The 13,893-nt window shown below is 52.7% G+C and carries 14 protein-coding genes; 9 read left to right on the top strand and 5 right to left on the bottom strand.

The features are described 5' to 3' along the window. Positions 1 to 266: 266 nt before the first annotated feature. The 3 genes from ACNKIB_RS07380 to ACNKIB_RS07390 all read left to right on the top strand — a co-directional run bounded on the left by ACNKIB_RS07380 (position 267) and on the right by ACNKIB_RS07390 (position 2,813). Positions 267 to 2,078, top strand: a complete 1,812-nt coding sequence (locus ACNKIB_RS07380; protein ID WP_417909905.1) for an extracellular solute-binding protein — start codon at positions 267 to 269, stop codon at positions 2,076 to 2,078. A gap of 6 nt (positions 2,079 to 2,084) precedes the next feature. Beyond that, a complete protein-coding gene (tsaE, locus tag ACNKIB_RS07385; protein ID WP_417909960.1) occupies positions 2,085 to 2,564 on the top strand; it encodes a tRNA (adenosine(37)-N6)-threonylcarbamoyltransferase complex ATPase subunit type 1 TsaE in 480 nt (159 codons plus the stop codon). A gap of 123 nt (positions 2,565 to 2,687) precedes the next feature. Next, positions 2,688 to 2,813 carry a hypothetical protein gene (locus ACNKIB_RS07390; protein ID WP_417909906.1) on the top strand — a complete coding sequence of 42 codons (126 nt, stop codon included), beginning with the start codon at positions 2,688 to 2,690 and terminating at the stop codon, positions 2,811 to 2,813. 96 nt (positions 2,814 to 2,909) lie between these two features. Here the strand turns inward: ACNKIB_RS07390 and lepB are convergent, their stop codons facing one another. Next, the gene (gene lepB / locus ACNKIB_RS07395) at positions 2,910 to 3,563 is read right to left on the bottom strand and encodes a signal peptidase I (protein ID WP_417909961.1); all 654 of its coding nucleotides are present in this window, start codon (positions 3,561 to 3,563) and stop codon (positions 2,910 to 2,912) included. Between the two features lie 294 nt (positions 3,564 to 3,857). Between lepB and ACNKIB_RS07400 the strand changes: the two genes are divergently transcribed. The 4 genes from ACNKIB_RS07400 (at position 3,858) to ACNKIB_RS07415 (ending at position 8,490) form a co-directional block, all read left to right on the top strand. Next, positions 3,858 to 6,236, top strand: a complete 2,379-nt coding sequence (locus ACNKIB_RS07400) for a sulfurtransferase TusA family protein (protein WP_417909907.1) — start codon at positions 3,858 to 3,860, stop codon at positions 6,234 to 6,236. 174 nt (positions 6,237 to 6,410) lie between these two features. Beyond that, on the top strand, positions 6,411 to 7,847 hold the full coding sequence (locus tag ACNKIB_RS07405; protein ID WP_417909908.1) for a tetratricopeptide repeat protein: 1,437 nt from the start codon (positions 6,411 to 6,413) through the stop codon (positions 7,845 to 7,847). A 117-nt stretch (positions 7,848 to 7,964) separates the two neighbouring features. Further along, the gene (locus ACNKIB_RS07410) at positions 7,965 to 8,237 is read left to right on the top strand and encodes a type II toxin-antitoxin system Phd/YefM family antitoxin (RefSeq protein WP_417909909.1); all 273 of its coding nucleotides are present in this window, start codon (positions 7,965 to 7,967) and stop codon (positions 8,235 to 8,237) included. Next, positions 8,218 to 8,490, top strand: a complete 273-nt coding sequence (locus ACNKIB_RS07415; RefSeq protein WP_417909910.1) for a Txe/YoeB family addiction module toxin — start codon at positions 8,218 to 8,220, stop codon at positions 8,488 to 8,490. Before ACNKIB_RS07410 ends, ACNKIB_RS07415 begins: the two co-directional genes overlap by 20 nt. Positions 8,491 to 8,588: 98 nt before the next feature. Here ACNKIB_RS07415 and ACNKIB_RS07420 read toward each other — a convergent pair whose 3' ends face one another. The 4 genes from ACNKIB_RS07420 to ACNKIB_RS07435 all read right to left on the bottom strand — a co-directional run bounded on the left by ACNKIB_RS07420 (position 8,589) and on the right by ACNKIB_RS07435 (position 11,798). Then, positions 8,589 to 9,416, bottom strand: a complete 828-nt coding sequence (locus tag ACNKIB_RS07420; protein WP_417909911.1) for a leucine-rich repeat domain-containing protein — start codon at positions 9,414 to 9,416, stop codon at positions 8,589 to 8,591. 222 nt (positions 9,417 to 9,638) lie between these two features. Then, on the bottom strand, positions 9,639 to 9,962 hold the full coding sequence (locus tag ACNKIB_RS07425) for a hypothetical protein (RefSeq protein ID WP_417909912.1): 324 nt from the start codon (positions 9,960 to 9,962) through the stop codon (positions 9,639 to 9,641). Positions 9,963 to 10,013: 51 nt separating this feature from the next. Then, a complete protein-coding gene (locus ACNKIB_RS07430) occupies positions 10,014 to 10,790 on the bottom strand; it encodes a leucine-rich repeat domain-containing protein (protein ID WP_417909913.1) in 777 nt (258 codons plus the stop codon). A 198-nt stretch (positions 10,791 to 10,988) separates the two neighbouring features. Continuing rightward, positions 10,989 to 11,798 (bottom strand): leucine-rich repeat domain-containing protein, encoded by an 810-nt coding sequence (locus ACNKIB_RS07435; protein ID WP_417909914.1) that lies wholly within the window; start codon positions 11,796 to 11,798, stop codon positions 10,989 to 10,991. A 311-nt stretch (positions 11,799 to 12,109) separates the two neighbouring features. Here ACNKIB_RS07435 and ACNKIB_RS07440 point away from each other — a divergent pair, with 311 nt between their 5' ends. Both ACNKIB_RS07440 and ACNKIB_RS07445 read left to right on the top strand, forming a co-directional pair. Next, complete coding sequence (locus tag ACNKIB_RS07440; RefSeq protein WP_417909915.1) at positions 12,110 to 13,159, top strand: ferritin-like domain-containing protein; 1,050 nt, start codon at positions 12,110 to 12,112, stop codon at positions 13,157 to 13,159. 9 nt (positions 13,160 to 13,168) lie between these two features. Next, a complete protein-coding gene (locus ACNKIB_RS07445; protein WP_417909916.1) occupies positions 13,169 to 13,771 on the top strand; it encodes an RNA 2'-phosphotransferase in 603 nt (200 codons plus the stop codon). Positions 13,772 to 13,893 lie beyond the last annotated feature (122 nt).

Below are 13,893 nucleotides of genomic sequence, written 5' to 3' on the forward strand. Positions count from 1 at the left end.
CAGAATAGACGGTGGTATTATTGCGGAGAATACGGTGGCATTGCCACAGGGCAACCACAGGGGGTTGCCCCTACAGTTGCATCATGGTTGAGAGGCAACATGCATGCATGTTGGTCGGCAACTATTACGCATGTTGGGTAGCAACTATCCTGCATGTTGGCTGCTAACCTGAGCCGATAACTGAAAAGGTTCATTGCCCTTGTTCAGCTCTGAACTGTAGGTTATATTAGATATCAAACTGTTAACCTTAACCACGGATTGATCGTATGCTTAAGATGCTCTTCTCCAGCCTGCTGCTGGCCAGCCTTGCGCTATTATCCCTGTCTGAGAGCTATGCTGCTCACGGCGTATCTATTGATGGAAAGCTGAAGTATCCTGCTGGGTTTAGCCAGTTTGACTACACCGCACCTCATGCCAAGAAAGGCGGCACCTTGACGCTGCATGATCTAGGCAGTTTTGACAAAATGAACCCCTATACCCTGAAGGGAACACCGCCCTTTGGCCTAGATCAATTCATCTTTGAGCCGCTTGCGGTTAGCAGCCTTGATGAGCCATTTGCTGCCTACGGTTTGCTGGCCAAAGATATTGCATTAGCAGAGGATAAGAAATCTATTACCTTCACCCTGAATGAGCAGGCAAAGTTCTCCGATGGTACAGCAGTTACTGCCGAGGATGTGAAGTACTCTTTGGATACACTTAAGAGCGATAAGGCGGCCCCGTTCTATCAGATTTATCTCCAGGATATTAGTGGGGCAGAGATCTTAGGGCCATTGAAGGTGCGCTTCAACTTTGCTAAGGTGAATCGCGAGCTGCACATGCTGGCAGCGCAGTTGCCTGTGCTGAACAAGAAGTTCTACGAGCAGCATGGTTTTGGGGAGGACAGCAAGGGAAATCCTCTGTTGCCACCAGTGGGTTCAGGGCCTTACATCATTAAGGAAGTCAATCCAGGTAAAACCATTACCTATGCCCGAAATCCACACTACTGGGCGACCGAGCACCCAACTCGCAAGGGGATGTTTAACTTCGATACCGTCACCATTAAATACTTCAAGGATCAGGTCGTCAGTGTTGAAGCATTCAAGGCAGGTGAGTTTGACTTTATGTGGGTAAATATGGCCAAGCAGTGGCAGCGAGACCTTAGTGGTCGTCACTTTGACAGCGGCAAGTTGCTGAAGAAAGAGTTCCCTCATCACAACAACGCTGGCCTCCAAGGTTTCCTCTTTAATACAAGGAAGTCCCTGTTTAACAACCGTCAGGTGCGGCAGGCAATTGGCTTGGCTTTTGACTTTGAATGGGCCAACAAGGCGCTCTTCTTTGAGCAATACACCCGCAACAATTCCTACTTCAGTAATTCCCTGCTGGCAGCAACGGATTTGCCTGGTGAAGCCGAGCTGAAGTTGCTCAAACCATTACAGGAGAAATACCCTAACGACATGCCTGCTGAGGTGTTTACTACACCGTTGGCACCGCCCTCAACCCTCCCACCGAACAGTCTGAGGAGCAATCTTAAGCAGGCTAAACAACTACTGAGTGAACAGGGTTGGGAGGTCAAGGATGGGGTACTGACTGCCAAGGACGGCAGCAAGTTTGTATTTGAGATTATGCTCGCTGAACCCACCTTTGAAAGGGTGATGGCTCCCTTTGTCAAGAATTTGGCGATGCTTGGCATTAAGGCTACCTACCGTACCAGCGATCCAGCGTTATACGAGAAGCGAATCAAGAGCTTTGACTTCGACATGATTGTCCATAGCTTTGGTCAGTCGCAGTCACCAGGCAATGAGCAGCGCGATAACTGGGCCTCGTCCTCAGCTACGCACCAAGGCTCGGGCAATTTGGCCGGAGTGCAGTCGCCAGTGGTTGATAGCCTGGTAGATTCGTTGATCTACGCCCAGAGTCAGGACGAGCTGACTGCGGCCTGCAAAGCCTTAGACCGGGTGCTGTGGTATGGCTATTATGTGGTGCCCAATTGGTATCTGGCCTATCATCGGGTGGCCTTTGTCAGCACCTTGAAGAGGCCGGAGCAGCTGCCGCTCTACTACAATCCTCATAATCTGCTCTGGACATGGTGGCTTGAGTAAGTGGCCATGCTCATCGCCAAGGAAGAGAAGACCTTATTCCTGCCTGATCTGGCCGCCACAGCCGAGCTGGGCCGTCAGTTGGGCAGGATAGCGCAGCATGGCGATGTGCTCCTGCTGCATGGCGGGCTGGGTGTTGGCAAGACCACACTGACCCAGGCCATTGCTGCGGGACTAGGAGTGCCGTCAAATCAGTATGTCAGCAGTCCGTCCTTTGCTCTCCTCCACGAATACCAGGGCCGCTTGCCGCTTTTTCATCTTGATTGCTATCGGTTAGCTGGTGAGGAGGATGTGGAAGGGGCTGGGCTGCTGGAATATATCGGCAGAACCGGTTTGACCGTGGTTGAATGGCCAGAACGGCTGGACAGTCTCCAGCCTGCGGAGCGGCTAGATGTTTTCCTCGAAGCAGTCAGCGAAAGCGGGCGGCGGTGCAGGCTGGAGGCCCAGGGTTGGGGCAAGGAGCGGCTTGCGCAACTGCATTGCCGCTGACTCTTGTTGAAGGTGCCGTAAATCTTTGCCAAATCTTACCCTGGAAAAGAGCTGGTAGAGGTATTTGGCAACGTCGCCTACTCGCTAGGAAAGGAGTTTTGCCGACTTGCAGAGGAGTTTGGCTTGGCCGCAAAGGAGTTTTTCCGACTTACAAAGGAGTTGTACTCGGCAATAAAGGAGTCTGGCCGAGTAAGCAAGGAGTTTGGCCAGGCCGCAGAGGAGTTCTGCCGACTCAGAAAGGAGTTTTAGTCGGCAAAACTCCTTTGTGGCTAACCAGGAAAGGAGCCTTTTCCCCGCGCAAAGTTATCCACTGATTGAGCCAGGCAAGCAAAGCCGCTGGCCTTGTTACCGCACCAGATTGCCAATCCTTCCCCAGCGCACTGAGGTGAAGCGATCCACCGAAAGCAGTTTTTCGTTCAAGTCCCACGACCAATAAAGAATGAAGGCCTTGCCGCGCACCGCCTTCAAATCGACAAAACCCCAGAAGCGACTGTCAAAAGAGTTGTCCCGATTGTCGCCCATGACAAAGAGCTTGCCTGCTGGCACCGCTATAGGGCCGAGATTGTCGCGCGGCCCGTCTGAAGCAGGAATGATTTGGTTATCTTTGAACTGGCCATGCTCATCAGCCAGCGGTTGGCCGTTGATAAACACCTTCTTGTCTTTGATTTCCACAGTCTCGCCGCCCACGGCAATCACGCGTTTGATGTAATCCAGCGAGGGATCCTGCGGATATTTGAAGACCACGATATCGCCGCGCTTTGGCTCTTTGATTGGGACTAATACCTCGCCAGAAAAGGGATTCCGAATGCCGTAAATGAACTTGCTTACCAACACATGGTCGCCAATCTGGAGGGTTTCCAGCATGGAACCAGAGGGAATTTTGAAGGCCTGGACGAGGAAGGTGCGGATGAACAAGGCAAGCAGCACCGCGATGATAATCGCCTCGACATATTCGCGGGCAACCGACTTGCTCTGCTGGGTGGGCTGGCTGTTGCTCATTGGGTATTCTTCAACCTGATTCAGGGCTTCGGGCTGCGGATTTTGCATGAACATGCCTCGCATGATAAATGAAAAAAAGTGATCTGCTTGTACCTCTCGAAACACGGCGTTGCCTTGCTGTTCGAGCAGAATCAGAAGAAATATCCGAAAAAGTAATAAAGTTCAAGCGGCATCTGCGTCGGCCACGATTTTCTGCTGGGCTGTATTTTGCATAACCCAGGTCGCTTGCCTCTCTGCTATAATAGCCGAATATGTGGCCGACTGCGCCAGGTTTTATCAAAAAAGGGGGAGAAAATGCTGCACTATGAGATGCCTTCATCGCTGGAGGCAGAGAACTGCCGCTTTGAAGCGGACTTGGCTGAGTTCCGAGCTGGCAAGCTGCACGACACCGCCTTCACCGCCAAACGGGTAAAAATGGGGGTCTATTTGGAACGAAATTATACTACCTACATGCTCCGCATTCGCTGCGCCGGTGGCATCCTTACGCCATCGCAATTGGAGGCAGCTGGGGAGTTAGCGCGGAAATACGGCGACAGCCGCGTGCATGTCACCACCAGAGCGGAAATCCAACTCCACTGTCTCAAGGAGGAAAATGTCGCCACAGTCCTGCGCCAGCTCCAAGAAGCTGGATTGTCCTGCTTAGGCGGCGGTGGCAACACCATTCGCAACATCGTTGCCAACCCAGATTCCGGCATCAGCCTGCAAGAAATCTTCGATGTCGAACCTTGCGCGATTGCTCTGACCAGCCGAATGGTTGCGGAGCCAGATAGCTGGGAGATGCCCCGGAAAATCAAGACCGCGTTCACCTCGCGTAACGATGATGCCGCCTTTGCGCTGGTGCAGGACATTGGTTTTATCGCCTGTCTGGATGAACAAGGCCAGCGCGGCTACCAGCTGTATGTTGGCGGCGGCCTCGGAGCCAGGCCTAAGGTTGGCATTCTCCTGCAAGACTTCCTGCCCGAGGAAAAAGTGTATCATGCGGTCAGGGCGATCAAGAATCTCTTTCATAGCCACGGCAATCGCAAGAACAAGCACCGCAATCGCATCAAATTCCTCATCCATGATGACATGGGCGAGGCGGCTTTCCGCGCTGCGTATCAGGAGGAATTCGAGAAGGTGCTGGCCCAAGGCTCTCCTGATTTAGCAATTTTGCCGATAGACAACACCGCCAACCTAAGCCGCCCGATTAACCTGGAGCCACTGGCTGTGCCTGCGCCTGGTTTTTCCCTTTGGCAGAAACGGCAGGTCAGCCAGCAAAAGCAGGCAGGCCTGTGCAGCGTGCGCTTGCCCCTGTTGCTGGGTGATTTATCGCCAGAGGATTGCCTCCGTTTGGCCGAATTTCTGCAGCCCTTTGGTGAGAACACCCTGCGCTGCGGTACAGATCAGAATTTGTATATTCGCAACATCCCAGAACGCTTTTTGCCCAATTTGCACAGCGTAATCATCGCTTGCAACACCCTCAGCGACAAGCCGGTGCTCTATGGCAACCTCGTGCCCTGCACTGGCGCGCAGACCTGCCAAGTTGGCATCAATCGGCCCAGGCCAGCAACGAAGGCCATCTTCCGCGCCCTTGATCAGGCTGAGTTTCCCTTGCCTGACGATGTGCAAATTCGCATCAGTGGCTGCCCTAATTCCTGCGCTAACCACTGGCTTGGCGATTTGGCCTTTCATGGCAAGGTGCGGCATGTCCTTGGTCGCGCTGTGCCCACATATAACGTTCTCGGCAATGGCGGTCTCAGCCAGGGCAAACTCCGGCTGGCCGAGTTGGTGGGCTGGGTACATTCTTTTGACCTGCCTGGTTTTGTCGTTGAAGTGCTGAAAATGTATGCTGACTGCAAAGCAGTTCAACCAAACAACGCGTTCAGCGATTGGTGGCACAGTGGTGGCAAAGAGAGCGTGGCTGCGCTCTGTGTCAGCAAATACAACCGCATTCCCTCCTTTGAGGAAGATAAGAACTACTACTTTGATCATGGCGCAGAGCAGATTTTCTCGGTCAAGGACCTGGGCCGGGCTGAGTGTTCGGCAGGCATGTACGACATGATCGATGTGGATGACAAGGAGATCAAGAAGCTGCTGCGGGAAATGGAATCAGGCAACGCGGCTGTGTCTGTACTGCAAGAGGCAGTCTTCCGTTCGGCCCGAATGCTGCTGGTCACACGGGGTGAAGAGCCAAAGACCGAGCAGGAGACCTTCCAGCTTTTTGCCAAGCACTTCCTGGACACCGGGTTGGTCAAGGCCGAACAGCGATTACTGGTTGATCTGGTTCAGGCAAGCAAGGTTGCTGAGTTGCCCCAGCACCTCAGCCAGGTGCTGGCCTTGGGCCGAGAAATGATCGAGCTATATCAGAAGATGGACAGCACGATGCGCTTTCCTGGAGAGCACGAGAATCTGGCCGTGAAGCGGAAAGCCGAGGAAATGGCTGCGCCTGTTCTGCCTGAATCGGCAAGAAAGGCGGATCGGTTCAAGGATTTAAGCGGTGTGAAATGCCCGCTCAACTTTGCCCGTACCAAAGTGCTGCTGGCTGGCATGAATGCAGGTGAGACCTTGGAGATCATTCTTGATGACGGCGAGCCAATTGAGAATGTGCCTGGCTCAGTGCAGCTTGAAGGGCATCGTATTCTCAAGCAAGAGCAAATCGGCAGTCAGTGGACAGTGCTGATTGAGAAGGGGTAAAGATTCCAGAAAGAGCAAGGGCTAAAGATTTTTTGCCCTTGCCTGCTCCGTCTTTTGTTTTGCGTTGGTGGCAGCTTCAAGAAAACGGCAAAAAACAGGGGTGATTTCTCTGCACTGCTAGGGTATTATGCGGCATTCGTCACCAATTTGCCCACAAAGCCAGAAGGAGAGCTTATGAACAATCTGAACGAGTGGATACCCTATTTGCAGCACCCGCTGGTGCTGGTGGGGTTTGGCTTATTGGTCTTTGCCCTGATCATTAAACCGCTATTTTTCACCAAGCAGAAGCTGACTGAGGCAGAGTTTTTGAACAATCAGGCACGGCTGCATGAAGTGCTGGCTCTCTACGACAAAGCAGAGCCGCTGTACAAGCATGCGCTGGAGATAAGGGAGCAAAAGCTGGGCAAAGACCATCCAGATGTGGCAGAAAGCCTGAACAATCTGGCTGCGCTGTATCACAAGCAGGGTCGCTATGAGGCAGCAGAGCCGCTACTCAAGCGTAGCTTAGAGATCTACGAACACAAGCTGGGTAAAGACCATCCCGATGTGGCAACCACCCTGAACAATCTGGCAGGGCTGTATAAAGCAACGGGCCGCTACGATGCAGCGGAGCCGCTGTTAAAGCGTGCGCTGGAGATACTGGAGAAATCTCTTGGAAAGGAACACCCGCACATGGCGAAAAGCCTGAACAATCTGGCCGGACTGTATTTTGAGCAGGGAAAATACGCTGAAGCGGAGCCACTGTATAAGCGTTTGCTGGTTATCTATGAGCAAAAGCTGGGCAAAGACCATCCAGATGTGACAGAAAGCCTGAACAATCTGGCACAGCTGTATTACGAGCAGGAAAAATACGCCGAAGCGGAGCCGCTGCTCAAGCGGAGCCTGGAGAACTACGAGCAAAAGCTGGGCAAAGACCATCCCTATGTGGCAACCACCCTGAACAATCTGGCCGAATTGTACAGAGCGCAGGGAAAATACGAGGCAGCCGAGCCGCTGTTCAAGCGTTCGCTAGAGATAACGGAAAAAGCCCTCGGCAAAGACCATCCTGGGCTGGCAAGCTCCCTAAACAATCTGGCTTTGCTGTATGACTCGCAGGGAAAATACGCCGAAGCAGAGCCGCTGTTCAAGCGTAGCCTGGAGATCGGGGAGCAAGAGCTGGGCAAAGACCATCCAGATGTGGCAATCTTCCTGAACAATCTGTCTAGGCTGTATGAAGCGCAGGGAAAATACGACAAAGCAGAGCCGCTGTACAAGCGTAGCCTGGAGATTTGGGAACACAAGCTCGGCAAAGACCATCCAGATGTGGCAAACGCCCTGAACAATCTGGCAGAGCTATATCGTACGCATGGCGCATACGACAAAGCAGAGCCGCTGTACAAGCGTAGCCTGGAGATAAGGGAGCAAAAGCTGGGCAAAGACCATCCAGATGTAGCGCAAAGCCTGAACAATCTGGCCTTGCTGTATTACGCGCAGGGGAAATACGAGGCAGCCGAGCCGCTATGTCAGCGTGCCATTGCCATCATGAAGGCCAAGTTCCCAGGCGGGCATCCGAATCTTGATTTACTTCAGAGAAACTACGATAAACTGAAGGAGAAGATGGCTGGGCAGTAGGCTATACTGAAGTGCAAACTCCAATACAACCCTAGCGACGAATTATGTTTAATGAATTTCATTGCTGCGCCTTGCAGCAAGGTTTTTTCTCAAGTTGACAACATCAGGCAGGTAACTATGCGCGAAATTACCGTCAGTAGATTCAAAGCAAACCTGAAGAATTACACCGATCAGGCCATTTCCGACCACGAACCGCTGCGCATAATCCAGAAGCAGGGGCAAGATTTCGTGGTCATCGGCGCAGAAGACTGGGAGCAGCTCCAGGAGACCGTTTATGTCCTACAAAATGCCAATCTGATGCGGCAAATCAAGCAATCAGCCGTATCGCACCACAAAGGGGAAGGCTATTGCCCGACACAGGAGCAGCTTGATGAGATCAATAGTCTTTGAAGGCAACACCTGGGAGGAATACGAAACGCTGCGCAGTAAAGACAAAACCGTTCACAAGAACCTCTGCCGCATTTTGCAGGAGATGCAGAGAAATGACCCGACTCAGGGGATCGGCAAACCGGAGGCCTTGAAATACAATCTCTCCGGCCTCTGGTCGCGAAGGATCTCGCATAAAGATCGCCTGATCTATAACTTTGACGAACAGCGCATCTATATCTTTGCCATTGGCGGGCATTATGACAACATTAAGTGAGAGAGATCGCGACCGTCATCTCATTTTTATCAGGTCAACTCCCTCTGCTTGCCCCCAAAGCTACAACGCAAGTAAAAGGGGAGAGATACCCCGTCACCTCACCAGTGATACTCAAGAAAGTGCTCGCGCGCTTCTTCACGCAGCTCTCTGGTGAAGAGCGCGCCGAAATACTGCCGTACTGCGTCAATGCCTTTCCTGGCTATCCACAGCGGCGGGGAGACCAGCAGGTTGCCGTCAAGGGAAAGATGTTCCAGCTCGGTGAGCTGGCAGATTTCTGGCGGCAGAATGGTCAGGTGATTCTTCCCTAAGTACAGCCATTCCAGCCGGGTCAGCCAGAAGAATTCTGGTGGTAGGGAGGTAAGCTGATTGCCACAGAGATTCAGGCTGGTTAACTGGTTGAGCTGGGCAATTTCTGGCGACAACTCGGTGAGCTGGTTGTCATTGACAAAGAGATGCCTCAGGCTGGTCAGTCGGAAGATTTGCGGTGGCAATTCGGCGAGCTGGTTGTCATCAAGATCAAGCTCTGCCAGACTGGTCAACTGGCAGATTTCCTCGGGTAGGCTGTTTATCCAGTTGTGACTAAGGTACAGCACCTCCAGCTGCGTCAGGCGGGCGATTTCTGGCGGCAGCAAGGCCAGCTGATTATCGCTGAGGAAGAGATGGGTCAGGTTGGTCAGCTGGGTGATTTCCAGCGGCAGGGTGGTAAGTTTGTTGCCGCTGAGAAAAAGGTGCGTCAGATTCTTCAGATGGGTGATTTCAGGCGGCAGAGAGGAGAGCTTATTGTCGCTGAGGTCAAGTGATTTTAGCCAGGTCAATCTACCGATGTCTGGCGGCAGGGTGGAGAGGTCTTTGCGGCCCAGGTCAAGAACTGCCGCTTTGCTTTCCACGGTCTCTTGAATCACTTCAAGGAGTTGTTCGTCTGTCATAGCGGATAGCCTTTAATCTAAAATAGGTCAGGGGCAATGTGCTTGCTGTTATCGGGCCTGCGAACACAAGTTGACCTCATTGCAAAAAATCAAAAGTGAGTTTAGCCGATCACGAGATTCTGAGCAATCCTGTAACACCTCTTTTGCTTCCTTGCTGACTCGCTGGCCAAGGAGTTTGGCTTGGTAAGAAAGGAGTGCTGCCGACTCACAAAGGAGTTTTGCTTACCCGCAAAGGAGTCTGGCCGACTTGCAAAGGAGTTGTAGTCGGCCAAACTCCTTGCTGAGTCGGCAGGAAAGCAGTTTGGCCAAGCCGAACTCCTTTGTTACTCGGCCAAACTCCTTTGTTGCCGAGTACAACTCCTTTACAAGTCGGCAGCACTCCTCTTTGGCCGAGCAGAACTCCTTTCTTACCAAGCCAAACTCCTTGGCAAACGAGCAGTACAGCTCGGTATTCTCCAGGAAAGGGAACTGTGTGGTGCACCTGTCTGTAGCAACTGCGTGCAGAATCTGAACAACTATCCTAAGCAGGAGAGCTGTGTTTGTCAAGGAGATGCGAAGGATGGCGGAGAACAGGGCAGCTGGCGTGGCCTGCCCTGCTTAGTGGCTGGTGGCGAAATACTCCCGGATGACCTCAAGGCCTTGGTTGGCGATCCGCAGTATAGGCATGTCAAGAGGGTTGTCTTCTAAGAGAAGAGCCTTGAGGCTGGAGAGTTGGGCGATTTCTGGCGGCAGGGTAGTGAGTTGATTGAGACGGAGGTTCAGTTTCGCGAGTTTGGTCAGCTGCCCGATTTCCGGCGGTAGGGTTGTGAGCTGATTGCGGCTGAGGACGAGCGTGGTCAGATTGGTTAGGAGTCCAATCTCAGGCGGTAAAGTCGTAAACTGATTGCCGCTCAGGTCAAGTTGAGTCAAGCTGGTGAGCTGGAAAAGTTCTGGCGGCAGTTCTGTAAGCTGATTAAAGCCCAAATGCAGCTGCGAATGGCTGGTCAACAGGCCGATTTCCGGCGGCAGATTGGTGAGTTTGTTCCAGCTCAGGATGAGACTGGTGAGCTTGGGCAGTTGAAAGACTTCTGCGGGCAAAGAAGTGAGCTTGTTAAAGCTGAGATCAAGCTCGGTCAGGTTGACCAGCTGGCCGATTTCCGGGGATAGGGAGGTCAGCTCATTGTCGCTGAGGTCAAGATGGGTTAGGCTGGTGAGCTGGAAGAGTTCATGCGGCAGCTTGCTTAAATGATTTAAGCTCAGATCAAGCTGCAGCAAGTTCGGCAGGTGGACAATTTCCAGCGGCAGCGAGACCAGGCCGTGGTCGCTGAGGTTGAGGCTTGTTACCTCGTCTGCTTCAGACTCGTCAAGTATTTCAGGTCGTTCTTCGTTTGTCATGGCAGCACCTCTCTTCAGGAATAAGTCATGCCTCATAGGCTCATGCTACGGGGCAGCGAGTATTTTGTCAAGGAACTGCCTGGGTTGTTCAGCCACTATGAGCAAAAGGAGAGGGTAAGGCAGTTGGTCTCTTTGCCGAGCCAATCCTAAATAGCTCTACTTATTTTGTCAAGGAACCGCTGCAAGGGCGAGCAGCCTTCAATACAGCCTGAGCGGACGCGGCACAGGCAGCTGGAGCTGGCAAGCGAAATACTCTTGCACAGCTTCTATGCCTTGCCAGGCTGCGTCGAGCAGATCTGGAGCAAGGGGGTTGCCACTCAAATCTAGCCCTTTCAAATCGATCAGATGACAGATTCCTACGGGCAGCTCGGTGAGCTGGTTGTCACCAAGACAGAGCTTTTGCAGACTGGTCAGCTGAAAGATTTCCTGTGGCAGGGCCGTGAGCTGGTTACAACCCAAATTGAGCGTGGTCAAGCTGGTGAGTAGGCCGATCTCAGGCGGTACGCTGGAGAGGGAATTGCCGTAGAGGTTCAGTTCTTTCAGTTGGGTCAAGGCCCCAATTTCTGGCGGCAACTCGGTGAGCTGGTTGTTGCAGAGGACAAGGGCTTCCAGGTTGGTCAGGTGGAAAATGGCTGGTGGCAACTCGGTGAGCTGGCAGCTGTCGAGGTACAGTTCCTCCAGATGAGGCAGCTGAAAGATTTCCGGCGGCAGCTCAGTAAGAGGCAGCATCCCCAGGGAGAGCCTGGCCAGGTTAGTCAGGCCAGCGATTTCCGGCGGCAGGGCGGTGAGCTGGTTGTTATCCAGGTACAGCTCTTTCAGTTTGTACAGCGCGCCGATTTCTGGCGGCAGCTTAGTCAGGGCGTTATCCGAGAGATACAGTGCTTGTAAGTTGGTGAGCGAGCCGATTTCCGGTGGCAAAGCCGTGAGCCGTTTGCGGCTGAGGTCAAGCCCTTTGGCTTGCCTTGCCCTAGGATCGTGCAACAGCTTGAGCAGCTCTATGCCTTTCATTGCTCTGCCTTCCTCAACCCTCATCCTTTCACACCAAGTTGGTGTGAACTTTTTTTTGGGAAAATTACAGATGGGAACCAGGCAAAAGAATGCCGGGCTTTCTTTCAGGATATCGCATAGGAACTTATCAGGCAAGCTGAAGGTTAGAGATGCCGTGAACTCTGTCTGGTGCAGACTTACCTCCCCTGCATCTCAGCAAGCAACTGGTCAATATCGCTTGAAGACTTTGCCTTGACGTTTACCGAGAAAGAAAGCTATACTTATAGGGCTACATGAAACCCGCCTCTGCCTACCTGTTCAGGAGAACTGCCATGATACACCCGGACACCCCGAAAATATGGACTAAACAACTCGTGCAGGAACATGCCCAGGCAGCAGCAGCTATTGAATTATATACTCTGCCCTTTTACCTTACCGCGATGACTTCGGTAAAAGACACAGGGCATGAAGCCTGTCGAATCATTTTCAGTGTGGCTGTTGAGGAGATGCTGCATCTTCAGCTGGCGGCTAATCTCTGCGCTGCTTTGGATACAGAACCCAATTTCAAGCCGCCTCAATATGGCTCGGATATCCCCTACATCAAGCCGTATGATCCAGAAACCGGCGAGCGGGGCTTTCTCAATGCCGTACTGGGGCCGCTCAACGATGAAACTCTCAATACCATGCTGGATATTGAGAATCCTGAGGAGATTCCTTCTGCTCCTTTTGGCCAAGCTCTTGATCACTCAACCCCGCAGTACCCTTACAGCTCTATTGGTGAGATGTACGACGGCCTGATGGTAGGGATCAAACAGATCGGCGTCGAGCAATTCAGCTGGACAACCCAGCATCAGCAGGCGCATTGGCCGACCCAGATGTTTCCCCAGATTATTGCCAACTATGCTGATGCGCGGAATGCTGTGCAAGCTGTGACCAATCAAGGTGAAGGGCATATCATTGACAGTGTCTTGCAATCACCGCCGTGGACAGAAAAGAACTTCCCTATCCCACCGTTCTACCGGCTGATGAACGACCCCAATGACCCAGAGCCATACAACGGCTACTCTCATTTTGGCCGTTTTCTCAAATTGAAGACCGATAGTCTGCCTGCGGTGTTTACCGGCGTGGAGGGGCCTGCTGATCCTGTGAATAAGCTGTTGCAGCAAAACTTTTTACAGCTTCTCTTGCTGCTGGAGACACTTTGGACCAATGGAGGTGTCAATTTCGGCGGCAGTGCGGTACTGTGGTCAGCGGTACATAATGTGGCAAAACAGCTGGTCAATAATGCCCGCGCCTGCTGGAAAGCGGGCGTGATTCCGAATTGGTTTGATTTTGCTCCGCTTGCGGAAGACGGGCGGAAAGGGTGGCAGGCGACAGTCTGAACCTGTTTGATGGAGTTCCAAGAAATCCAAGCGATGTATGTCAGCAAATTCCTCAGCTTGGTGCTGCGGCATAAGCCGGAGCTGATCGGCCTGCGTCTCGACGCGGAAGGCTGGGCGGATATCAATGCGCTGATTGCGAACGCGGCAGAGAAGAACATTGTCCTTTCGCACGAGGTGATTTGCAGCGTCGTGCAGACGAATGACAAGCAGCGGTTCAGTCTGACCGCAGACTGCGCCTTCATTCGGGCGAATCAGGGCCATTCGATTCCAGTTGCGCTTAATCTGCCGGAACATGTGCCGCCGCCCTGTCTGTTTCATGGGACGGCCAGCAGATTTCTGTCATCTATCCGAGAGAAAGGACTGCTGCCCGGAGCGCGGCAGCATGTGCATTTGTCCGCAGATGCCGCAACAGCCTTGCGGGTCGGTGCGCGGCATGGAAAACCGGTTGTTCTGCAAATTGATGCGGCCCGAATGTATCAAGCAGGCTGCAAATTTTTCCTTTCAGAAAACAACGTGTGGCTGGTTGATGCAGTTCCATCTTCCTACATCGTCTTTGATGCAGCCTTGCCATTCCCGAAAAGTTCATCAAGGCCAGAGCAAGGCGCGGGATGAGAGCGGCGGGCAAAGTCAATGCAAGCATGGAGCGAGTCTCCATGCTACGTTGGAGGCATCCTCCATGCTACGTTGGAGCCACCCGCCATGCTTGCATTGAGGGTCGTTCCATGCTTGCATCG

The organism is Candidatus Electronema sp. PJ (genome assembly GCF_048287395.1).
Taxonomy (GTDB): Bacteria; Desulfobacterota; Desulfobulbia; order Desulfobulbales; family Desulfobulbaceae; genus Electronema.